The organism is Paenarthrobacter sp. 10L420 (genome assembly GCF_056395385.1).
On the sequence record NZ_JBFTJK010000031.1, the window covers coordinates 12,954 to 35,129 of the forward strand.

19 protein-coding genes, 4 tRNA genes and 1 riboswitch are annotated in these 22,176 nt (G+C 61.2%); of the genes, 11 read left to right on the forward strand and 12 right to left on the reverse strand.

Annotated features, from left to right (window positions below):
- Positions 1–26: 26 nt before the first annotated feature.
- Positions 27–1,394, reverse strand: coding sequence for an MFS transporter (locus tag AC1DD5_RS24170; protein WP_477517972.1), 1,368 nt, complete (start codon positions 1,392–1,394; stop codon positions 27–29).
- Between the two features lie 211 nt (positions 1,395–1,605).
- On the opposite strand from AC1DD5_RS24170, the gene AC1DD5_RS24175 reads away from it, so the two are divergent.
- A complete protein-coding gene (locus AC1DD5_RS24175; protein ID WP_477517973.1) occupies positions 1,606–2,349 on the forward strand; it encodes a FadR/GntR family transcriptional regulator in 744 nt (247 codons plus the stop codon).
- 116 nt (positions 2,350–2,465) lie between these two features.
- Here AC1DD5_RS24175 and AC1DD5_RS24180 read toward each other — a convergent pair.
- The 4 genes from AC1DD5_RS24180 to AC1DD5_RS24195 form a co-directional block, all read right to left on the reverse strand.
- Positions 2,466–2,536, reverse strand: a tRNA-Cys gene (locus AC1DD5_RS24180).
- Positions 2,537–2,640: 104 nt separating this feature from the next.
- Complete coding sequence (locus tag AC1DD5_RS24185) at positions 2,641–3,114, reverse strand: hypothetical protein (protein WP_442002810.1); 474 nt, start codon at positions 3,112–3,114, stop codon at positions 2,641–2,643.
- Between the two features lie 68 nt (positions 3,115–3,182).
- Positions 3,183–4,142: a formimidoylglutamase gene (gene hutG, locus AC1DD5_RS24190; protein ID WP_477517974.1), complete on the reverse strand. Its 960-nt coding sequence runs from the start codon at positions 4,140–4,142 to the stop codon at positions 3,183–3,185.
- A 73-nt stretch (positions 4,143–4,215) separates the two neighbouring features.
- Positions 4,216–5,658, reverse strand: a complete 1,443-nt coding sequence (locus tag AC1DD5_RS24195) for an NCS2 family permease (protein ID WP_477517975.1) — start codon at positions 5,656–5,658, stop codon at positions 4,216–4,218.
- Positions 5,659–5,771: 113 nt separating this feature from the next.
- Here AC1DD5_RS24195 and AC1DD5_RS24200 point away from each other — a divergent pair, with 113 nt between their 5' ends.
- Complete coding sequence (locus tag AC1DD5_RS24200; protein ID WP_477517976.1) at positions 5,772–6,395, forward strand: copper resistance CopC family protein; 624 nt, start codon at positions 5,772–5,774, stop codon at positions 6,393–6,395.
- A 174-nt stretch (positions 6,396–6,569) separates the two neighbouring features.
- Positions 6,570–6,738: riboswitch (cyclic di-AMP (ydaO/yuaA leader) on the forward strand.
- 3 nt (positions 6,739–6,741) lie between these two features.
- Positions 6,742–7,512 carry an NlpC/P60 family protein gene (locus AC1DD5_RS24205; RefSeq protein WP_442016433.1) on the forward strand — a complete coding sequence of 257 codons (771 nt, stop codon included), beginning with the start codon at positions 6,742–6,744 and terminating at the stop codon, positions 7,510–7,512.
- A gap of 87 nt (positions 7,513–7,599) precedes the next feature.
- Here the strand turns inward: AC1DD5_RS24205 and AC1DD5_RS24210 are convergent, their stop codons facing one another.
- Positions 7,600–8,292, reverse strand: a complete 693-nt coding sequence (locus tag AC1DD5_RS24210; RefSeq protein WP_477517977.1) for an FAD-binding protein — start codon at positions 8,290–8,292, stop codon at positions 7,600–7,602.
- 430 nt (positions 8,293–8,722) lie between these two features.
- On the opposite strand from AC1DD5_RS24210, the gene AC1DD5_RS24215 reads away from it, so the two are divergent.
- Positions 8,723–9,760 (forward strand): universal stress protein, encoded by a 1,038-nt coding sequence (locus tag AC1DD5_RS24215; RefSeq protein WP_477517978.1) that lies wholly within the window; start codon positions 8,723–8,725, stop codon positions 9,758–9,760.
- A 20-nt stretch (positions 9,761–9,780) separates the two neighbouring features.
- Positions 9,781–12,546, forward strand: a complete 2,766-nt coding sequence (locus tag AC1DD5_RS24220; RefSeq protein ID WP_477517979.1) for a PEP/pyruvate-binding domain-containing protein — start codon at positions 9,781–9,783, stop codon at positions 12,544–12,546.
- Here AC1DD5_RS24220 and AC1DD5_RS24225 read toward each other — a convergent pair.
- Positions 12,543–13,463, reverse strand: a complete 921-nt coding sequence (locus AC1DD5_RS24225; RefSeq protein ID WP_477517980.1) for a cation diffusion facilitator family transporter — start codon at positions 13,461–13,463, stop codon at positions 12,543–12,545. The genes AC1DD5_RS24220 and AC1DD5_RS24225 overlap by 4 nt on opposite strands.
- Positions 13,464–13,473: 10 nt before the next feature.
- Positions 13,474–13,926 carry a metallopeptidase family protein gene (locus AC1DD5_RS24230; RefSeq protein ID WP_442002801.1) on the reverse strand — a complete coding sequence of 151 codons (453 nt, stop codon included), beginning with the start codon at positions 13,924–13,926 and terminating at the stop codon, positions 13,474–13,476.
- A 91-nt stretch (positions 13,927–14,017) separates the two neighbouring features.
- Here AC1DD5_RS24230 and AC1DD5_RS24235 point away from each other — a divergent pair, with 91 nt between their 5' ends.
- Entirely contained in the window at positions 14,018–14,941 is a 924-nt protein-coding gene (locus tag AC1DD5_RS24235) for a carbohydrate kinase family protein (RefSeq protein ID WP_442016436.1), read from the forward strand.
- Between the two features lies 1 nt (position 14,942).
- Here the strand turns inward: AC1DD5_RS24235 and AC1DD5_RS24240 are convergent, their stop codons facing one another.
- Positions 14,943–15,941 (reverse strand): DMT family transporter, encoded by a 999-nt coding sequence (locus tag AC1DD5_RS24240; protein WP_477517981.1) that lies wholly within the window; start codon positions 15,939–15,941, stop codon positions 14,943–14,945.
- 264 nt (positions 15,942–16,205) lie between these two features.
- Here AC1DD5_RS24240 and AC1DD5_RS24245 point away from each other — a divergent pair.
- From AC1DD5_RS24245 to AC1DD5_RS24255, 3 genes are all read left to right on the forward strand, one after another.
- A tRNA-Glu gene (locus AC1DD5_RS24245) sits at positions 16,206–16,278 on the forward strand.
- Positions 16,279–16,363: 85 nt separating this feature from the next.
- Positions 16,364–16,437 (forward strand) — tRNA-Asp (locus AC1DD5_RS24250).
- Positions 16,438–16,485: 48 nt separating this feature from the next.
- A tRNA-Phe gene (locus AC1DD5_RS24255) sits at positions 16,486–16,561 on the forward strand.
- A gap of 120 nt (positions 16,562–16,681) precedes the next feature.
- Here AC1DD5_RS24255 and AC1DD5_RS24260 read toward each other — a convergent pair.
- Genes AC1DD5_RS24260 through AC1DD5_RS24270 form a run of 3 tightly spaced genes read right to left on the reverse strand, consistent with a single transcriptional unit; the run spans position 16,682 to position 19,946 of the window.
- Complete coding sequence (locus AC1DD5_RS24260; protein WP_477522944.1) at positions 16,682–18,049, reverse strand: ABC transporter substrate-binding protein; 1,368 nt, start codon at positions 18,047–18,049, stop codon at positions 16,682–16,684.
- 56 nt (positions 18,050–18,105) lie between these two features.
- Positions 18,106–18,987 (reverse strand): carbohydrate ABC transporter permease, encoded by an 882-nt coding sequence (locus AC1DD5_RS24265; RefSeq protein ID WP_477522945.1) that lies wholly within the window; start codon positions 18,985–18,987, stop codon positions 18,106–18,108.
- Entirely contained in the window at positions 18,984–19,946 is a 963-nt protein-coding gene (locus AC1DD5_RS24270; RefSeq protein WP_442002796.1) for a carbohydrate ABC transporter permease, read from the reverse strand. Before AC1DD5_RS24270 ends, AC1DD5_RS24265 begins: the two co-directional genes overlap by 4 nt.
- A 402-nt stretch (positions 19,947–20,348) precedes the next feature.
- Here AC1DD5_RS24270 and AC1DD5_RS24275 point away from each other — a divergent pair, with 402 nt between their 5' ends.
- Both AC1DD5_RS24275 and AC1DD5_RS24280 read left to right on the forward strand, forming a co-directional pair.
- Positions 20,349–21,122, forward strand: coding sequence for an MgtC/SapB family protein (locus tag AC1DD5_RS24275; RefSeq protein ID WP_477522946.1), 774 nt, complete (start codon positions 20,349–20,351; stop codon positions 21,120–21,122).
- A gap of 9 nt (positions 21,123–21,131) precedes the next feature.
- Positions 21,132–21,959, forward strand: a complete 828-nt coding sequence (locus AC1DD5_RS24280) for a glycerophosphodiester phosphodiesterase (protein ID WP_477522947.1) — start codon at positions 21,132–21,134, stop codon at positions 21,957–21,959.
- Positions 21,960–22,176: the final 217 nt, after the last annotated feature.

Sequence of the window (22,176 nt, forward strand, 5' to 3'; positions counted from 1 at the left end):
TGGAGCTTTGGATGGAAGGGGGAGGGTTACGGCTCGGCGTGGTGTCCGGCGCCTTGGGGGTCCAGGGCCTCAGCGGGGATGCCCTCAGAAGCCTTGCGCTGCCGGCTGAGGGTGACCATGAGAATCGAGGAGAGCAACATGAAGCCGCCGACGACGAACATGGGAACCGTGTAGCCGCCTGTCAGGTCCTTGAGCCAGCCAGTGATGTAGCCGGCGCTGAAGCCTGCCAGGTTGCCCACCGTGTTGATGAGCGCGATGCCCGCTGCAGCTGCTGCACCGGTGAGGAACTGTGTTGGCACGGTCCAGAAGTTGGGCAGCGCTGCAAAGATCGACATGGCCGTGATGGTGATGACGGCGATGGTTGCAGCCGGGGACCCAGCGAAGAGTGCCAGCGGGATGCTGACGCCGCCAATGAGCGCGGGGAGTGCAATGTGCCAGGTCCGCACGCCACGCTTGGTGGCGTCCTTGGACCAGAAGTACAGTGCGAAAGCAGCCGGCAGGTATGGGATGGCCGTGATCAGGCCCTTTTGGAAGACATCGAACTTGGTGCCGTAGAGGCCTTCGAAGCCGGCGATGATGGTCGGCAGGAAGAAGCCCAGGGCGTACAGGCCGTAGATGAAACCGAAGTAGATCAGGGAAAGCATCCAGACCCGGCCGTTGCCGAAAACGGTGCGGACGCTGACGTGCTTGTTGCTGGCCGTGGTTTCCTTCTTTTCCTTTTCAAGGGCGCTGGTCAGCCAGGTCTTTTCCTCGGACGTCAGCCACTTGGCCTTGGCGGGGGAGTCGGCCAGGTAGAACCAGGCGATGATGCCGATGAGGATCGCGGGGATGGCGACGCCGAAGAACATAAAGCGCCAGCCCTCAAGGCCGAAGAACACGCCGTGCTGCTGGATCAAGGCGCCTGCAAGCGGGGCGCCGATCACAGTGGTGAGGGGCTGGGCCAAGTAGAAGAGGGCAAGGATCTTGCTGCGGTGCTTGGAAGGAACCCAAAGGCTCAGGAAGAGGATGGCGCCCGGAAAGAATCCGGCTTCTGCCACGCCGAGGATGAAGCGCAGGATGTAAAGCTGGTCCACGTTTCCTACCCAGGTGAAGAGCAGGGAAACGATGCCCCAGCTGACCATGATGCGGGCAAGCCAGCGGCGGGCGCCGAACTTGTGAAGGGCCAGGTTGCTGGGGACTTCAAGAAGGATGTAGCCGATAAAGAAGACTCCGGAGGCGAAGCCGAATTGGGCCGCCGAGAGAGCCAGGTCGTTGTTCATGCCGTTGGGGCCGGCGAACGAGATGGCCGTGCGGTCCAGGTAGTTGATGAAGAACATCAGGGCGACGAACGGCACCAGCCGGATAGCCACCTTCTTGATTGCGGATTTTTCGACCACCGATTGTGTGGTGTCCACGTTGACTCCTAGATGTTGGTATCCCTGCGGATCCTGCATTGGATGCGCTGGGTTGACTCGTGTCCTTGCCGGGTAGGGGCCGGCGATAGCGAAGCTTGTGATTTAAACCATAGGACTGGATTCTAAATTGGTCAACCGGTTGACGAGTTAAACTTTTTGAAGTCATTTCGCCCCCGGGATCAATTGGTCATCCGGTTGCTACGCTGTGAAGGTGTCAGCGAACTCCGCCGCAGCAGCGGCCCATATGACGGCAGCCCTTGCCCCCATGGAGCAAGGCTCCGTTGTCTCCGAAGTAGCTGAGCGGCTGCTCGCCTACTTCACCAGCGGCGACATCGCGCCCGGTACGCGACTACCCGCCGAGCGCCAATTAGCTGCCTCCCTCGGTGTCGGTCGTTCAGCTGTTCGCGAGGCACTGGCCGCGCTGGAGATCCTGGGCATTGTGATAGTCCGCCCGGGCTCGGGAACATACCTGCGCGACGGCGTCTCCGAACTCTTGCCTCGTACGCTCAGTTGGGGGCTCATGCTTGGTGAGCCCAGGACCCGCGAGCTGGTCGAATTGCGCAGCGGGCTGGAGGTTCAGGCTGTGGAACTAGCGGCGCTCCGAGTCACGGATGAGGCCTTGGGCCGTATGCGCGCCAACCTCGACGCCATGGAAAAGAACCTGGACAACCTCACAGCTTTCGTTGAGGCCGATGCCTTGTTCCACCGTGAAATCGCCCACGCCTCCGGGAACACGGTCCTCGAAGAGCTCTTGCAGAGCATCCGCTCGCTACTGCGGATCTGGGTCGACAGGGCGTTGACCGATGAAGGCCATGCTGAAGCGGCGCTGCATGAGCACACCGCAATTTACGAAGCCCTCGTGGCCAGGGACGCTTCAGCGGTTTCCCTGTCCATGCGCTCGCACATGACGACGGCATCGCGTCGGCTCCTGGACGGGTTCGACGCAGCCCAGTAAGCTCTTTCGACCCCGCGAGATGGCACTTAAGCCCAATGTTTGGGCCAAACATTGTGCTTAAGTGCCATCTCGGCGGAGGGGTACCGGTGCTGGTGCGGCAGACCTGACCCCATCAGACGTGGTGGCGGGATTCGAACCCGCGTGCGCTGCTTTGCAGGCAGCTCCCTGGCCTCTCGGGTACACCACGTGCAAACGACACTAGGCGCCCGAACCCGGGCCGATCAAAGTTCATTGCCCCGGCTTTCGCAGGGCTACGTTGGCTTTCGGGGGACTACGTTGCTTTTCCCAGGATTACCGAAAAGCTACGGAACGTTGCCCTTGGTGACGTCCCCGCCGGGCCAGCCTGGAAACTCCCGCGGCGACCAGCAGAGTGAGAATGGCGGCGGCTGCGTGGGTGTAAAGCATCAGGTCAGCAGCATGCACTTCGCCTGAACCCGGCTGACTGTCCGCAGGAACGGCCACAGGCTGCTGGGGCTGCCCGTGCAGATGGTCAAGGAATCCGACGCCGGAAAATGAGCCCCCTAAAGCTTCGAAGCCGAAGAACAGCAGTTGCTGGGCCACGCCGGAGAGCAGCAACAACAGGATGGGCCCATGGATCCAGCGGGAAATCAGTTGTGCGGCCAAGGCAGAGAGGGCAACGAACGCCAGCAGGACGGGCATCGCAGGGGCACCGCCACCGGAAATGACGTGTGCGGCAAGACCGAGCGCGACAGCAACCGGCCCGGCCACCCAAGCCCACTTGTCCTGCAGAGGAGTTGCGCGCATCGCTGTCCTTCCCTTCCCCATAGGTTAAACCCAACAGGTTAAAGCAGGACAGGGACTGGGAACAGGCCCTACGCCAACAGCGTGTTTACAAGCCGTGCTGCCACTTTCGCGGTTCGTCCATCAATATCGAACTCCGGGTTCAATTCGGCAACGTCCACGTGCAACAACGTCCCGCTTGCGGCTACTTGGCGGCAAATAGCACTAATCACGGGCAGCGGCACCCCGTACGCAGCAGGGGCACTGACGCCCGGCGCCACCGAAGCGGGCAGTACGTCCAGGTCGATCGTCAGGTACAACACATCGATTCCAGCCACGAAGTCGGCTACGAACGTCTCGACGCGTTCCGCGGAACAGTCCTCGTCCAGCAAGTACTTCACGCCCAGGCGGTCAGCGGTGTCAAAGAGCGTACGGGTGTTGTTGGGCTCCGAGATTCCGACGACGGCGTACTTCAGTTCGCGTCCGGCTGCGAGTTCTTCCTGGGCCATCTGGAGGAACGGGGTACCGGAGCTCGGGGTGGGCTCATCACGCAGGTCAAAGTGGGCATCCAGGTTCAGGACGCCCAAGTGCTTTCCGCTACCCACCGCATTGGATCCGGCCACGCCCAGGTAGCTGGCAAACGCCGTCTCGTGGCCGCCGCCCAGCACCACGGTGAGGTTTCCGGCGTCGAGCAGTTCCGAGATGGCGCGTCCGGCGCGCTGTTGTCCTTCTTCCAGTGAGTCGTCCTCCACAACCACGTCCCCGGCGTCGAACACGTCACGATCCACGTGGAACGCCAGCGGGGCCAGTGCCGAACGAATGGCAGCCGGAGCCGCTGCGGAACCGGTTCGGCCCTTGTTGCGCCGCACCCCGGCGTCGCTGCAGAAACCCAGCACGACGGCGGGACGAGAGGCTTCAGGAGCGGCAGGGGAAGTAAGGGGTGCTATGGCCTGCCACCAGCGGCGATGTTCGTCGCCGTCGCCGTCAAAGCGGCCGGTCCATGGCGTGGGAAGGACGTCTACGGAGGGGCTGGTGCTGGTGTTTGGGGCCATGCCTTAAGCACACCCCACCTGCGTGCCAAAAAACAGCTTTAGCGTGCCCCAGTGTCTGAAATGCCGGACAACGCTACTTGACGCCCAACAACTCCTCCACAGTTCCGATGCCGAAGAACAGCAGGAAGGCGGCTGCCACTGCCCACATCAAGGGGTGGACTTCACGTGCACGGCCCTGGAAAGTGCGGATCAGGACGTAGGAGATGAAGCCTGCGCCGAGGCCATTGGCAATGGAGTACGTGAACGGCATGAGTGCGATGGTCAGGAACGCGGGAATGCCAACGCCCCAGTCCTGCCAGTCGATCTTGCCAACCTGGGACACCATCATGAAGCCCACAACCACCAGCGCAGGTGCAACGGCTTCGAACGGGACCAGGTTGATGAGCGGCGTGAAGAACATGGCCACCAGGAAGAGCAGGCCCGTGACAATGGAGGCCAGACCGGTGCGGGCACCTTCGCCAATGCCCGCGCCCGACTCAACGAAGATCTGGTTGGACGAAACGGACGCGCCGCCACCAACGATTGCGCCCAGGGCATCAACCTGCAGGACGCGGTCCACGTTGGGAATGTTGCCGTGCTCGTCCACGGTTCCGGCCTCGTTGGCCAGGCCCACCATGGTGCCCATGGCGTCGAAGAAGATGCTGAGGAGGATCACGAACGCCAACAGCGCAGCAGCCACAAATCCGAGGTGTTCAAAGGCCCCAAAGGGGTTGGCTTTGCCGATCAGGGAGAGGTCCGGAGCGCCCCATTCGGAAAGTGTGGGGGCCACCAGGGACCAGCCACGCGGGTTGACGTTTTTCCCGTCGAAGCTGGGACCAATGTGGAGCGTGAACTCGAGGATGGCGGCCAGGGCGGTAGACACCACGATGCCGATCAGGATTGCGCCGCGGACCTTGCGCACTACCAACGCGATGGTCAGGATCAGGCCGACGGCGAACACCAACGTCGGCCAACCCATCAACTTGCCCTCCACACCCAGGCCGAGCGGGACAGTGGTGCCTGCGGCATCCGGAATTCGCCGGACAAAGCCGGCGTTCACAAGGCCGATCAAGGCGATGAAGAGGCCAATGCCCACTACGATTGCCGTCTTAAGGGCTTCCGGGACGGCCCTGAAAACGGCCGTGCGGAATCCGGTGAGTACCAGGATGAGCATGGTGACACCCGAAAGCACCACCAGCCCCATCATGTCCGGCCACGTCAGCCCGGGGTGGGAGGCAACGGTCACGGCCACGAACGCGTTCACTCCCAGCCCGGTTGCCACCGCGAAGGGGTGCTTGGCCCAGGCGCCCATGAGGATGGTCAGGATGCCCGCCACGAATGCAGTCGTTGCCGCTACGGCCGTGAAGCCAAGAGATGCTCCGCTCGAGTCTGCCCCGGAGAGGATCAGCGGATTCAGCACCACGATGTAGCTCATGGCGAAGAAGGTCGCGAAGCCGCCACGTATTTCCCGCGAGTAGGTGGACCGGCGCTCGGAGATTTTGAAGTAGCGGTCGATTGCAGAACCTTGTTTCAGCATGAAGGTCTCCGGGGATCGGGGGAGTTTGCTCTCAAATCCTATGCCCGCCGATGCGGGGTGCCGGGACGATTCGCCTAGTCTGTAAGGAAGCCAACACTAGGAGAAACCGCCCCATGCGTACCATCCGCCCGCTTCTGGCCGCCGTCGTAGCCGCTATTGCGTTCGCTTCCGCGTTGCTGCTGGGCGCCGCTCCGGCCTCCGCGCACGACGTCGCCGAATCAACAACTCCGGCCAACGGTGCGCGGGTAGCTGAAGTGCCGGCGTCGGTGTCGATCACGTTCAACAACCGGCCACTGGCCATCGGTTCGGGCGTAACTGTCACCGCTGGGGGCGAAAACTGGGCAGATGGCGCAGTGGAGATCATCGACAACATGGCTGTCCAGAAGCTGCGTCCGGGCGCTCCGGCTGGCGAATACACGGTGGTGTGGCGCGTGGTCAGTTCAGACTCCCACCCGATTGAGGGAACCTTCAAGTTCACTGTTTCCGGAACAAGCACGACGACGGCGAGCGGCTCAGCAGGCGCCTCCCCATCGGCTTCGGCGGCTGTTCCGACGGCGGGGACGGCAGCGCCCGGTACCGAAAATAGTGAGCCCGCTCCGGCAGTTTCCCAACCCTTCCCCTGGAGCATTGTTGGCCTCGCCGTCGTGGCAATCGGTCTCGTGATCTTCCTCGCTGTTACAGCCCGGAAGAAGCTGGCGGCTCCGAACGAGCCGGATGACGAAAATTCCGCGGAATAACGGGGTTTTCTACATACTTGCGAAGATCTCGAAACGGTCACTGCGACACGCCAAAAACGAACTGCTCGTTACGTAAATGTGACTTTGAAGTGATCTTCCCGTACGGTTGTACTTGTGCCTGTTCCACGTAACGGGCATTTCCGGGCTGATTGCCTAGCTCTGCCACAGTCCGGAATCCGTTCGCAGACAAACCTACGGCAGAGACGGGGAACCCATTTTGGCCCGCTTTCAGAGCGCGCCTTGGGGTGAAGTCACGAAGCTTCCGCTGCACAGCGGGGGATAGTGGCCGGGTGACTCCCATCCGAATCCGACAGCTAACCTCGCAGGCATCGGGAGAGGCTCTTTCATGTCTTCACGCATTCTTCGCGGCCGTCGTAAGGCGGACAGCGTACGTCCTAATCCGTTCATTTCCATCTCCAAGGCTGTTGCCAGCAACGCATCCGGCGCAGGTCGCCAAGCCGCTGTCATCGCAGCAGCTTCAGGCCTCGTCCTGACAGGCTCCATTGCTGCCCACGCAGCAGAGACCCCTGTTCAGCGCGACTCCAGCCCTGCTACGGTCGCCGAGACCGTCACTGAGGGTCCCACCAAGGTTGTTACGGCCGCCTCCACGGCCACGATCAACTTCGAGCGCCCTGCGGTTGCTTCCGTTGCGGCTCCCGTTATTGAAAAGCCGGCACCCGTTGCTCCGGCTCCGGTTGCCAAGCAGGCCCCAGCAGCGGCCACTGTCAAGGCCGCCGCAACTACTACGGCTACCGCTCCGGTGGCAGCCGCGCCTGCTGCTGCGGCTCCGGCTGTTGGTGGCGTCAACGCCGCTATGGTTGCCTCGGCTTACGCCCAGATCGGCATCATGCAGGATTGCACCGCCATGGTGGAACGGGCCCTCGGCTCCGCAGGCATCCCGGTTGGCGACCTCGCACCCATGCAGTTCCTGAACTACGGCAAGGTTGTCAGCGACCCCCAGCCCGGTGACATGATCGTCCAGTCCGGCCACGTAGCCATCTACATCGGCAACGGCCAGGCCATCAGCGGTGGCATCAACGGCAACCAGACGGGCATCCACCCGATCAGCTGGCTCACCGCAACCGGCCCCATCACGTACGTACGCGCTGGCGCCTAAGCTTCACGCTCCAACTCAAAAGGCCGGTGCCTTCGAGGACTAACGTCTTCGGAGGCACCGGCCTTCTGAGTTAACTTTTGTTCGTTTCTAAGCCAGGGCGATGCCCGGCGAAGCTGGTAGAGCCACCTTGGCTGAGATTGCTTGCCCTACTGCCTTGGCTTGCCGGAGTACTTCCTTGGGCGTGGGTGTAATGAGTTCCCCCACGCCTACCAAGTGCATTCCCACGGCACGCATGGCTGCCACGAGGTTCTGGCCTATGGCGATTCCCAAGTCCGTAAGCATTCGGCGCAGTTGGCTCTGGGCGCAGCGCGTCACCACGATGTGGTCGGCCAGAAGAACTCCTGTGGCTGTATGCACGGCCCATTGCCGTGGGGTGGATTCAAGCGGGCCGTAAACGCCCAGCCCAGCCCTCTGGCTGGCCGTGTTCAGGCTTGCTGCGAGTCCATATCCAAGCTGCTGGGACGAGTCGCCGCCCAGGAAGTCCAGACGAACAGCGCGTGTGGTGGTGCGGACATCCAGGTGATGGCTTGCGGCGTAGTTGCGCAAGTGGCGCAGGATCTCGTTGCGTTCCTGCATTGCCGCGGGGTCCGCTGCGTCGCAGCGCTGGAGCATTCCCGTATGGACCGATGGTCCGGTGGTGGACAAAGTACCAAAGCCATCCAGCACGATGGAACCTACGCCATAGCGGCTGAGCTCGCTGGCAACAGCCAAACCGGACAGGCCGGTACCGATCACCACGGTGGTAGTCCGTTCCGTGACGGAATCAGGAGTGAGTGACACTGCTTGGGTTCCTCCTTGACGTGTGTGCCTTTCGGCAGCGCGTGGGATCGCGTCCGTGTTCCCCAAGCGGCCGCAAATAAATGGCCGGATTGTGTCCTGGGACACTTTTGCCGGCCATTCGGTGACTCGAACACTACCGAACTTTTTCTGCCATGGATAGCCTCGGCGGCAGCGTGTTTTGGATGTTCATCCGCAGCGCAACCTGGAGGGCGGTGAGCGTGCCGAAAACCGAGCCCGGACCGTTATCCACATAGCCCATAGTCGCCTTGATTCGGCATTGCCAACCGAGAATAGTGGGCATTGGAAGGAGAACCCCAGCGGGTTTCTTCGGCCTCGGCTATTGGTTGCACGCCAGCAAGGGGACACCGGTACGGAGAACCTCTGGCAGAATGGCCGGAACATCAAGCAGTAGGTGGAGAGGCGGGCCCCAATGGACCAGCACGGCAGACACGTTGAAGAACCACGGGACGGCGAGGAGCAGGCAGTGGCGCCTGGTGGAATCGTCGTCGGAGTGGACGGATCCGAGCATGGTCAATGCGCCCTTGTGTGGGCCGCGCGTGAGGCGGAACGGCGCCAACTTCCCCTGCATATAGTCACGGCTTATTCGGTGCCCATCTTCGCGGCATCCGGCCTCGACGGCGGGTACGCCACTGTGGACGATTCCGTGATCCGCGAGGGCGCGGAAGCAATCGTCAAGCAGGCCATGGATAAGGTCTCGAAGAACAACCTCGACGTCGATGCTTCGGTGGAGAACGGCGATGCCGCAGGGGTCCTCCTGGACTTGTCTGCAAACGCCGCGCTCCTGGTGTTCGGCAGCCGTGGCCGTGGCGGCTTCGTTGGGCGTCTCCTGGGCTCGGTCAGCAGCGCCTTGCCGGCTCACGCAAAATGCCCCACCGTAACGGTCCCGCTCTACTGTGCGGACCGTTTGGGCGAGAACACCGAGGACAAGCACATTAAGGCTGAGCACGCCAAGGCCGGGCCACGCACGGTGGAAAACGTCGTCGCCGTGGGTGTGGACGGTTCAGAGCAGGCGCGCGTCGCTGTCCTTGAGGCAGCCGAACAAGCCCAGCGGATGGGGGCCAAGCTCCGCGTCATTTGTGCCGTGCCGCAATACAGCGGCTCCTTGGCCTGGGTGCCCGCACCTTTGGACCGCGATGCCCTGTTCGCGGACATCAAAGTCCAGCTGGATGCAGGCGTCGCCTGGCTCCGCAGCCATTTCCCGCAGTTGACTGTGGAAACCGACCTGAGGGACGGCTCACCTGTTGACGTCCTGGTTGAGGCCAGCCGGGGCGTGGAGCTGGTTGTCCTGGGTACACGGGGCCGTGGTGGTTTCGCAGGCATGCTCCTTGGTTCCACTTCCGACGGCGTCCTGCATCACGCCAAGGGACCGGTCCTCGTGGTTCCGGACCGGGAGGACCCGCGGCTGGCAGACCGGCCCAAATTCGGACCCATGCTCGGTGCGGCTTAGGCCGCTGGCGCGCACCGTCCATGGATAACCGGGAGCCTGGGAAGCATAGGCAGGAAAACAGTGCGGATGTAAGTGGCCCGGTCTTCATTCGGGACATTGCGGACATCCGGGCGGACATGCTCCCCGAGGTAGGTGGCAAGGCCGCCAACCTCGGCGAGTTGAGTGCCGCCCGCCTGCCGGTGCCGCCAGGCTTTTGCCTGACAACGTCCGCCTACCGGTACGCCCTCTCAGCGATTGGTATGGAGGACATCTTTGCCCTTCTGCAGGACGCCGAAGCTTCTGACCTTGACGAACTGAACAGGCTGGCCGCCCGGGCCAGGTCCTTGGTGCTCGACGCCGGAGTTCCCACCGACGTCGCAGAGGCGGTACGGGCGGCGTATCGGAAGTTGGGAGACGCTGCCCCCGTCGCAGTGAGGTCCTCAGCCACGGCCGAGGACCTGGCCTTCGCCAGTTTTGCCGGACAGCAGGACACTTTCCTGAACGTGGTGGGAGCAGACGCAGTCCTGGATGCCGTAAGCCGCTGTTGGGCATCGCTCTGGACGGACCGGGCCGTGAGCTATCGGACAACCAATGGGATAGATCATTCCACAGTGACGCTGGCGGTCGTTGTCCAGGAAATGGTGGATTCCGCGACGGCCGGGGTGATGTTCACGGCCAACCCTGTCACGGGGCGGCGCCGTGAAGCTGTGATCGATGCCAGCCCCGGTCTGGGCGAAGCCGTGGTGTCAGGCGCCGTTAATCCCGATCAGTACGTAGTTGATATGCAGAGCAACTCCATCCTGAAACGGACCCTCGGCGACAGACAGGTAGAGATCCGATCGCTGGCTGGCGGTGGCACTGAACGAATTGAGCGAGCGGGTGGTGCTGAAGCACTCGAAAACCACTCCGTGCAGCCGTGCCTCAGCGATGACCAGATCCGGGCCCTGGCCGACTTGGGCGGGCGCGTCGAGGCCCACTATGGAGCGCCGCAGGATACAGAATGGGCGATCGATTCTTCCGGAAAACTGTGGCTCACACAGGCAAGACCCATTACTACCCTCTATCCGCTGACCTCGCGAGTGTCGGCGACTCCCGGTGAGCACGCATTCCTGAACTTCAGTCTCGCCCAAGGCCTCACCAGGCCTCTGACGCCCATGGGTCTGGCGGGTATCCGCCTGATAGCCTCCAGCGTTGCCCGCAGGGCTGCCTTCGATGTCCCAGATCCACGCTCAGGACCATCGCCCTACTGTGAGGCCGGGCAGAGGATCTTCTTCGACTTCACATCCGTGCTGCGCAGCAAGGTGGGCCGGGCCATTGTGCCGCGCATCTTTGACATCATGGAGGCCCGTTCTGCTGCGGTGATTCGTGGGCTTTTCGATGACCCGCGGTTCTCCGTCACCATCAAAACTCCTATAAGGCTCATCCGGCACGTTGCGCCCGTTGCGGCTAAATACCGTGTTCCAGAGTCGGCGATCCGGGCTCTTTTCCGTCCCGATGCCGCAATGAAGCGCCAAGAGCAGCTGGAGGCAGAACTCCATCAGGCCCTTCAAGTGCCGGAGGGCATCACCGCCCTTCAGCGAATCGCCCACGTACAGAGAATCCTGGGGGAGGAAGTATTCGCAACGGTTCCCCAAGTCCTGCCCCTTCCCGTTCTGGGCTTTGCGATGCTGGGACTCGTCCGGAAAATGCTGGGCGAGCAAGCGCCCTTGGACCAGCTGCAAACAGTGATTCGTGGGCTGCCCAACAATGTCACTACGGAGATGGACCTTGCACTGTGGCAGCTTGCAAAGGAAATCAGGGATGACCCGGAGGCCCTGGCCTTCCTGAGTTATCCCACACTTGAGGAACTCGTTCGGCAGTTCAAGGACAAGAAACTTCCAGCAGTTGCCCAAGCCGGGCTTGAAGCTTTCCTGCGCACCTATGGGCATAGAGCAGTGGCAGAGATCGACCTCGGCATGCCCCGATGGTCGGACGACCCCACCCACATACTCGGCGTCGTGGTCAACTATCTGCGGCTCGAGCACACTGCGGACGCACCCGACCAGCAGTTCAGAAAAGCTGTTCGGGAGGCAGATGAACAGGTTGCCAGGTTGGTTGCGCGGGCAAGGGCCAGAAGTCCGCTCCACGCCAAGCTGGTGCGAACAGCCTTGGACCGCACGCGCAGGTTTGCCGGAATGAGGGAGTTGCCCAAATACAACCTCGTCCTCGGCTTGGCTTCGGCACGGGAACAACTATCGCTGGTAGGAGCAGAACTGGCAGAGGCAGGGCGGATTGAGCGCGCCGAGGATATCTTCTTCCTGGACCTCAACGAAGTAGAGACTGCCCTGGCCGGCAACAAGCTCCACCAACTCGTGGAAGATCGCCGCGCGGACTATGCGCAGGAACTGCGACGTCGGCATATTCCGCGGGTATTGCTCTCAGACGGAACAGAACCCGAAGCCACCGCTACGGCTGGCGGAACCGCAGGTGCCCCGGGCACTCTGTCCGGCAGTCCGGCGTCGGCAGGCGTCATCACAGCCCCGGCGCGGGTGATCCTGGACCCCGTTGGCGCCCATCTGGAACCAGGGGAAATCCTCGTAGCGCCCTCCACCGACCCCGGCTGGACACCCCTGTTCCTCACGGCTGGCGGGTTGGTCATGGAAATGGGTGGTCCCAACTCCCATGGCGCCGTGGTGGCCCGGGAATACGGCATCCCGGCCGTTGTAGGCGTGCCCGACGCAACTCTGCGGATCAGTTCAGGCCAGATCATCACCGTGGATGGAGCGGCAGGAACGGTTACTGCCGCCCCAGGTGACGCGCCAAGCTAGGCGTGCTGGTGTGACTCGTGCTCGGAGTGGCTCACGGGCTCCAGCTGGAAGGTGCAGTGCTCGGTGTCGAAATGGCGCCCCAGGCAGGATCCAAGCTGGTCCAGGATGCTGTCTGCCCCGCTGGCGTTAAGGACCTCGTCTTCCACCACAACGTGCGCGGAGAACACGGGCACCCCGGAGGTGATGGTCCAGATGTGGATGTCGTGGGCCTCCACGACGCCGTCCACGGCAAGGATGTGCTCGCGGATCATGTTCACGTCCACACCCTTGGGAGTGGCTTCCAGAAGCACGTCCACAACATCGCGGAGCAGGTGCCAGGCGCGGGGGATGATCATAAGGGCGATGAGCACCGAGGCAATGGGGTCAGCGGCAGTGAAGCCCGTCGTCATGATGACGATGGCCGCCACAATAACGGCGATCGAGCCGAGAAGATCGCCAAGGACCTCAAGATAGGCCCCGCGGACGTTGAGGCTCTCCTTTTGGGCCCCCTGCAGGATCATCAGGGAAATGAGGTTGGCTACGGCGCCCAGGATCGCCGCCCACAGCATGACGTCCGTATGGATTTCGGGCGACTCCCCAAAGCGGCGGATGGCCTCGATCATGATGACGACTGCGATGACGATGAGTACAAGGGCGTTGGCCAAGGCCGCCAGGACTTCGGCCCGTTGATATCCGTAAGTCCGTTGATCGCTCGCCGGGCGGGTAGCGATCCAGGCCGCCATCAACGCGATGAATACGCCTGCAGCATCGGAGAGCATGTGGCCTGCATCGGCCAGCAGCGCCAGCGATCCGGAGATGAGCGCGCCAACCACCTGGATGCCCACCACACCTAAGGTGATACCCAGGACGGCAATGAGCCGCTTCCGATGCTTGCCGGTTGCTGTTACTCCGTGGGAGTGGTTGTGATCATGCCCCATGCTTACAAGGCTAGCCCCACCCGAGCTCATGCAGGCGGTCGTCGTCAATTCCGAAGTGGTGGGCGATCTCGTGAATCACCGTGATGGCCACTTCATCGATGACTTCCTCGCGGGTGGCGCAGATGTCCAGGATGGGTTGGCGGAAAATAGTGATCCGATCCGGCAACGAGCCCGCTTCCCACCACGAGTCACGTTCGGTCAAGGGCACGCCCTCGTACAAACCAAGTAATACGGTGTCCGGTTCTTCATCTGGGCGCGGGGTGTAGTCGTCTTCAATGAAGATTGCCACGTTGTCCATTGCGCTGGCAGCTTTGGGTGGGATCAGCTGCAACGCGTCGCTCACAGCTTCTTCGAACTCCTCCGGCGACATTTCGAAGGGGGCGCCCGGCGGAAAACGCAGCGGCGAAGAAGGGAGATCGCCGTCGGGAACTATGGGCAGGCCGGGAGGGAGATTCGCGGGCATGATCCGACTCTAGTCCGCCCAGACATCATTGGCGCCGTGCGTGATGGGAGATACTGAAACTCAATCCTCCTTCGACAGACACAGGAACCGCATGACCGGCACCGCTTCCCTCGCCACTGAGCCCCTCGACGTCGTCGTTGTGGGTGAGGCATTGATCGACATCGTCCAGTCGTCGGACGGACAGAAGGAGTATCCGGGCGGATCGCCGGCCAACGTCGCTTACGGCTTGGGCCTGTTGGACGTGAAAACGGGCCTACTGACTGCCATTGGCAGGGACGAGCGGGGCGATGCCATCGCCGCGCATCTGCAGCGCGCAGGTGTGGTCCTGCTGCCCGGATCCATGTCAGCAGGCAAGACCGCGACGGCGACCGCTCGGATAACTGCCGACGGTTCGGCCGATTACACCTTTGACATTGACTGGGCGCTGGCTCCACTTGCCCTGCCCTATGCGCCGAGGATCCTGCACACCGGCTCCATCGCGACCTTCCTGGAGCCCGGCGCAAGTGTTGTCAGGAGTTTACTGGAGCAGGCGCAGGGCGGATGCATGGTTACTTACGACCCCAATATCCGCCCCGACCTCCTCGGAAGTCACAGTGAGGCAGTCTCATTGTTCGAAGAGATAGTGCCGCTGACCGACGTCGTGAAAATGAGCGGCTCCGACGCCCGCTGGCTATACCCCGGCAAGTCGTTGGAGGAAACTGCGAATCACCTCCTGGCTATGGGCACAGGCCTTGCTGTGGTGACTCAAGGCGTCAAGGGGGCGCTCATGGCAACCCGGGACATTCACATCAATGTCCCGGCCGTCCCCGCTACCGTGGCAGACACCATCGGCGCCGGTGATTCCTTTACCGCAGCACTCATTATGGGGCTGCTGTTGCGGGGCAGCGATGGCTTGGCGCCCACAGTGCTGGAACGGATCGGAACCATCGCCTCCATGGCGGCTTCCATCGCTGTTGGCCGCCCGGGTGCCAACCCTCCCACGCACCGTGAACTTCTGGTGGGTATGGCCCGCTAGCTCACTTTGCTGTACGCCGGGCAACCCTTGACGCCCGCACGGTCCTTGTCGCCCCAACAGCCCTAGGCGTACGCCTGGTCAGGGCCACGCCGATCAAGCACACCACGCCGCCGATCAGTCCCCAGATGGTTGGGACTTCCTGAAGTACTGCCCAGGAGATGAGGATGGTGGTGCCGGGGACCAGGTACGTCGTCGCGGCCAGTTTCCCGGCCGAGATCAAGGACAGTGCGTACGCCCACGTTGTGAAGGCGATGGCTGTGGGGAAGATGCCCAGATAGACCAAGCCGAGTGTGGCCGGCAGCGGCGCTGACTGGACTTCCGCAATCAATTGCCCTGTCCATGGGAGGCAGCAGACAGCGCCCACCATGATGCCGAACCACGTGGCTTGCCCTGCCGTAAACTTCCGCAGGACCGGCTTCTGGAGGATCGCGCTGACAGAGGCGAGCACGGCGGCAAGCAAGCACAACAACACCCCGGCGACATCCGCCGTCGAACGCTGTCCCGAGCCGAGGGCGATCATTGCCACGCCACCGAACGCAACTGCACTGCCGATCAGCAGCCAGCGTGGGAAGCCTTCCTTGAGGACCACTCCGGCGAGGACTGCGATGAGGATCGGCGAGACGTTGATCAGCATGGCGCTGGTACCGGCATCGAGCATGTGCTCCGCAGCGTTCAACGCCACGTTGTAACCGCCGAACCACATCACCCCGTACGCCACAATGGGCAACCATTCCTTGCCGCGTGGCCAGACTTTCAGCGTAGGCAGCACAACGATTCCAAGAACGACGGCGGCAACCGCCAACCGTCCGAGCGTCAAGGAACCGGGGGAGAAGCTCGGGCCCACAGCGCGGATGCCGACGAATGCCGAAGCCCATAGGACTACGGTGACGACGACGGCGGCGATGCCAAGTTTGCTGATGGGAGCTGCGGGCGCGGGGGTGTTGCGCGGTTGCATGCCCGGGGACGGCTGGCCGGGTTCGGCCGGGGTGGTGGTTGTCATAGAGCCAATCTAGCGCCGGGGAGGCCGGCCGGGCTGGCGGTTTTCGGACGCGTCACGGCAAGAAACTGCCAATGTTCGCTCGATTGCCAGGTCGGCGACCTCCTTGAGCACGTCCCGTAGTCACTATTGGGGAGTCGTGCAGACCTCGATTTGGGAATATCGCCATCTATGCTCTAAAGTTTTAGAGTCCAGTTCGGACGGGTGAGAACCGAAAAGAAACGCATAAAGTGTTGTTTTTCCTCGCATAATCCGAATTGAGTTCAGGCCCCCATCGTCTAGCGGCCTAGGACACCGCCCTTTCACGGCGGCGGCACGGGTTCGAATCCCGTTGGGGGTACGCAAGGCAAGTGGTAAATCGGATGAAAAATGTCTGGTAAGCTAGAAGCCTTGAAAAAAACGCGGTAGAGATACTGCAAACGCAAGGCCCTGTAGCGCAGTTGGTTAGCGCGCCGCCCTGTCACGGCGGAGGTCGCGGGTTCAAGTCCCGTCAGGGTCGCTCTGAGCACCGGAAGTAATTTCGGTTCTCAAGGTGACTTGTCACCTAGGCTCTGTAGCTCAGTTGGTAGAGCGTTCGACTGAAAATCGAAAGGTCACCGGATCGACGCCGGTCGGAGCCACCACTGGGAAGCATCAGTTCTTCGGAACTGGTGCTTTTCTTCTTTAACGCATCGCCAGGTGGCCCGGGTGGGGTTAGGGTGCGAAGCGTAGGCCCCCATGTGCGCCTACGCTTCGCGCCATGGCTAGGCTTTCAGCTTCGGCTTCACATCCTTGTTGTAAATGCCTTCCAGTGTTCCCTTCAACTCGATCAGCGTTGCCTGCACATCGGCCTTTTCATTCATGATCCTGGTGGCTGCCCTGGCCAGCTCCTGGTCTCCGCCGGGGAGGAAGGTTCGGGCAAAGTCCTGCGTGCGTGTCACTTTGAGCTGGTCTACGACAGTTTGGAATTCCGGTGTCTGGGCAACAATCGCCGAAATATCTGCCGCCTCGGCGACGGGTAGGTACCCGGTTGCAGCAGACAAAGTAGACGTGCTCTGCGCATTCGTCATGAATGTGATGAACTTGGCCGCTGCAAGCTGCCGTTCCGGCGACGTTTTGCTGGCGATCACCAGGCCGGAACCGCCCGTGGGACAAACCTGTGAGGCCGCGGCAGAGCCACCCGGCAAGAACCCGACGCCGATCCTCATGTTGGCTTCCTTCGCCGCCTTAAGGGTGGCGGCGAGGTCGGCCGACGAGCTGATCGTGGCGCTGATGGCACCGGCTTGAAGGTCGGTAATGGCATTCTTGGAGGAGACTCCGGCCCAGCCATTCTTCACAATCGAGTCCTGCACCCACTGCATCGCGGCCACAGATTCGTTTGAATTTGCCGTAATCTCCCACTCCTTGGACCAGCCGCCGCCTTGGCCCCAGAGAACGTTTTGAAGGGTCCAGCCGGCGTAACCTGCAATCGCCGGGTACTGGTAGGCGTTCTGATATCCGGCAGCAGAAGCATTTGCCGACTTAATCCTGGGTGCCCACTCGGCAAACTCTTCCCAGGTTTTTGGCGCCTGCTCGGGAACTCCGGCAGCCTTGAAGTGGTCCTTATTGAAATAGAACAGCGGGGTTGAGCGGGCGTAAGGGACCGCCCACAGCTGATCAGAATGTTTGTAGTCGGCGATCAAACCGGACTTGTAGTCGGAGGAGCTCGCCTTGACTGCTTTGAGGAGGTCATCGATGGGGAGGATGGCACCCGAGACGGCGTATCGGAACCACCACACGTCTGATGCGACAACCACGTCCGGCACTTCGCTCCCGGCCTGGGAAGTCTGGAACTTTTGCGCAACTTCCTCATAGTTTGAGCCTCCGGTGATGAGGTTGACTTTGATATCCGGATTGGCGGCTTGGAAGGCCTCAATCAGCTTCTGTTCCGTTTCCCGGGACTTGCCGGGATGGCTGGACATGAAACTGATGCTTGGAGCAGGTTTGATCTTGGACCAATCCTCTGGGGAGAGCGTCTTTGCTGCTGTGCCCCCGGTATCGGTGGAGGGACCACCGCAGGCTGCAATCGCGACGGCGGTGATTGAGGCTCCAGCCAAGCCGAGGAAATGCTTCCTGGAAAGTGATTTTGACATAGGGGAAGTGCCTTTCTAGTGATCGAGGTGCTTGAGCATCCCCGAAAGGTGGAGTTTTAGCCGGTAACCGAGCCCTGCGTGAGCCCGGAGACGATGTACCGCTGCAGAGCGGCAAAGATGAGCAAGATCGGTAGAAGGACGATCACCGCGCCGGCCATGAGCATGCCCCAGTTCTGGGTACTGCCATCGCTGTTGACCAGCTGCGTCAGGCCGACAGGAAGGGTCATCATGTCTGGATGGTCCGTGACGATCAGCGGCCAGATGTACTCGTTCCATTCAGAAACGATGGTCACCAAGGCCACGGTCGCGATGCTGGGCACGGACACCGGGACAACGATCTTCCAGAGCTTGCGCCAGTGGCCCGCACCGTCAATTTCCGCGGATTCCAGGATCGCCGGCGGCAGTGTGAGGAAATGCTGCCTTAGCAGGAAGGTGCCAAACGCCGTTCCCAAGCCTGGAAGGATAATTCCCCAATACGTGTTGAGCCCTCCCATGCCTGCGATCAAAACGTAATTGGGAAGCACGGAAACCTGTGGCGGAACCATCAGCGCAACCAGAATCAGCAGGAAGATGACCCTTTTAAAGGGAAAACGGACAAACACGAGTGCGTAGGCCGTAAAGACGGCAAGTACGCACTTGATGGTGGATCCGATGACTGTGACGATCACGCTGTTGAGGAAGAATCGCGCGAACGGAACAGTAGATGCTGCGTCAGCGTAGTTCTGAAGGTTTGGCGTCTTCGGCAGCAGAGTCAGGTTTGTGGTCACGATTTCGCCAGGCGCTTTGAGGGAAGACAACATCATCCATAGGAGCGGCACGAAGACCACCAGAGTTGCCAGCAGGAGGGGGACGTAGCCCCCGGCAATCGTCTTGCCAATGTTTTGCCAGGAGAACGGACGGTCACGGTGAGGTGTGGCTTCAACGGTGTTGGTGCTCATGAGTAGTGAACCTTTCGCTCCACGAAGCGCAACTGCACAGCTGTCATGACGAGCAATCCGGCGAACAGCACAACCGAGATGGCCGCGGAGTATCCGGCCCGGTTGTAGGAGCCGAATGCCTGGAGGTATGAGTCAAAGATCAGGGTGCTGGTTCCGTTGCCGGATGGAGTCATGATGCGGATGATGTCGAACGCCTGCAGGGAGCTCAGCAGTGAAGTGATCAGGAGAAAGAAGGTGGTGGGGGAAAGAAGGGGAAGCACCACTGACGTGAAGCGCCGCAGGCTACTGGCACCATCCAACGCGGCAGCCTCCAAGAGCTGAGTCGGAATGGACTGCAGACCTGCCAGATACACCACGGCGCAATAGCCGAGGTTCTTCCACACGTACACGATGATGACCATGAGGAGCGCGAGCTTCGGATCGTTGACCCACTGGGGACTCGCCTGGCCAACTGTGCGGAGAATCCATGAAAGGACGCCATACGTCGGATCGAAAATAAACAACCACACCAAGCCAACCCCCACGCCGGAAAGGACGTAGGGCGCGAAAACCACGGCACGGGCAAACGTTGTGCCCTTCAGTCTCTGGTTAAGAGCCAACGCCACCAGCAGGCCCAGGATCATCGCACCGCCAACGGTGGTGATCGTAAATATGGCTGTTACGCCCAGCACGCTTGAAGCGTCAGGGGAGGTAAAGAATTCCACATAGTTACCCAGCCCCACTGACGTTGCGGTGGCTGCCCCAAGGGTCCAGTCCAGGGTGGAATAGTAGAAGTTAGTGACGAGCGGACGGTAGGTAAAGAGGACGATGAGCAGGACATTGGGTGCCGCGAAAGCTGCAAAAACCCATGCGTCCCTGCGTGTTCTCCGATTCCACCGTCGGTTCTTCGGGGTGCTTATTGGCGGTCTGTGGACCGGTGCCCTGCTGGTTTGCGCGTCACTTGTGTCTAATCTGCCCATGGAAAACCCTCACGTTGACCCCCTCGTCATCGCTGTCCGGGCGACTTAGCACTTGCAAAAAAGCATTTGTTTCACGTTTGACCTGACAACCTAACTTCAGGTCATGGTCAACCTACACATAAAGATGGCCGATCACAAGAGCCCATTCGCGGCGGCGGAAAATGGGATCTTTTTGCCGTGTGATCTGGTCCTGCAGGCTTCAACGGCGCATTCAAATACCATGCTAGTACGTCCTAACAAAGCTGGATGTGACGTTTGCACGAATGTGCAAGAGCGTTGACTGGAACGTTCTGGGACCTGAAGAATTAGCAGAGGACCGGCTCGCGTCGTTTCTACCTTGAGCTGCCTTTGCATGGAACATCCGTATCGGACTGGACCTTCCATGTGGGACGGAAGAAGGGGGTGATAACCGAATCGGAGCACTACGTGATCTTCAGCGCGGATACGCAATGGTGGCAGATGTGTCTGGCCTTGGCCGCAGCACTTGTCCTGTCCACAGCCATAGGGTTTGAACGCCAGAGCAAGAACAAGTCTGCGGGCATGAGAACACATGCCATGGTTGGGTTGGGCGCCGCGCTGTTTATGGTCGTGAGCAAATACGGCTTCAGCGACGTATTGATGGTGGACCTGGTTCGGCTGGATCCCTCCAGGCTGGCGGCTCAAGTGGTCTCCGGCATTGGCTTCATAGGGGCGGGGCTCGTGTTCGTGCGGCGTAATCAAGTCCGCGGATTGACCACGGCAGCCTCCATCTGGGTTACAGCTGCAGTTGGGACGTCCGCCGGGGCCGGCCTCTTGCTGCCCGCGGTATTCGTCACCGCAGCCCACTTCGTCATCGTCTACGTCTATCCCGTGGTGACTGCGAAGCTCCGCTTTGGATTGCCGAGCCAGTGGTTGTTGAAAGTTACGTACATGGATGGTGTGGGAGCGCTGAGGGATGTGCTCCGAACATGCACTGACCAAGGATTCCGTGTTCAGGGCTTCGCAACGACGCGGGGTTCGGCCGAGCCCAAGGGCGTGATGGATCGGTTGATGACACGCACAGAAACGGCTGCCACCGCTGACCTCATTGAGATAGAGCTGGAAATCGAAGGCACCATGGCGGCATCCGACATCGTGGCCCAACTGTCTCAACTCACCACCGTTACTGAAGTCTCCCTCGTGGACGAATCGGAATAGGAAGAACGAATGATCGAGATTCAGGGCCACCGAGGCGTTCTGGCCACACGGCATGGGAATACATTGGCGAGCTTCGTCGAGGCACTTAGCCTGGGCGTGGATGCCATAGAAGTCGATGTTTGGCTCACGTCCGACATGCAACTGGTATTGAGACATGACGCCGTCATCGGAACCGCCGACATCAGGTTGGAGACCATGCTTCAGGCCGTGGTTGAGAAGCACCCAGCTACTACCACCGACGTCGATCCTGAAACACGTGCGCCGTCGCTGTCGGAGGCCCTTGCCCTGTTGCGCTTCGCCAATGCCACCGATGTTGTTCTGGACATTGAGGTCAAAACTGACGGCGGGGCCTGGGACTGGTACGGCCACGGAATAGTGACTGAATTGTCCAAAGTGCTGAAGGCCCATCAGGACGAACAGGCCGTGCGCGTCCGCAGCTTTGATCCCCAAATTATCCGGGCAATGTCCGGAATGTTGCCGGGAGTTCCGTTGGTGGCTCTGAGCAGGGAGAGCCCCCTCCGGTCGGTAGGGCTCTATCCTTCCGACCCTAAAGAACTTGTCATCACTGCCTTGGCAACCGGGGCTTCCGCCGTTGCGCCCGCCTCTGGAATTCTCGACGCCGGATTGGTCGCCGAAGCTCATGGCGCCGGACTCAAGGTGTTCCCTTGGACCCTGGTGACAAGTGACGAAATCAGCGCGGCCATCGAACTCGGAGTCGATGGGATCTGCGTCAACGATGTAGCTCTGGCCCGGCAGGTCCTGGGCGGACTGGGTGAGCCTCTTGCCGCACCGCGTCCAATGACGTTGCCATTGCTGCATGCAGGTTCCCCGGCCTAGGCAGAGCAACCTGCCCTGCTTGTGCCTGCGACGGTTTGTGCCTGCCCCCACGGCTATTTTTCAGCGTTGGGGCAGCCCCAGGATTTGGGGTTTTCCTGGCAGGTGTCGGCGACGAGTGCTTTTTCTGTTTTCCAGACCTGGATGGTTTTGGGTGGTGTGGTGAGGTCCAGGGTTCCGTTGATGGGCAGTGGGGGTCCGTTGTTCACGGAGTAGGTTC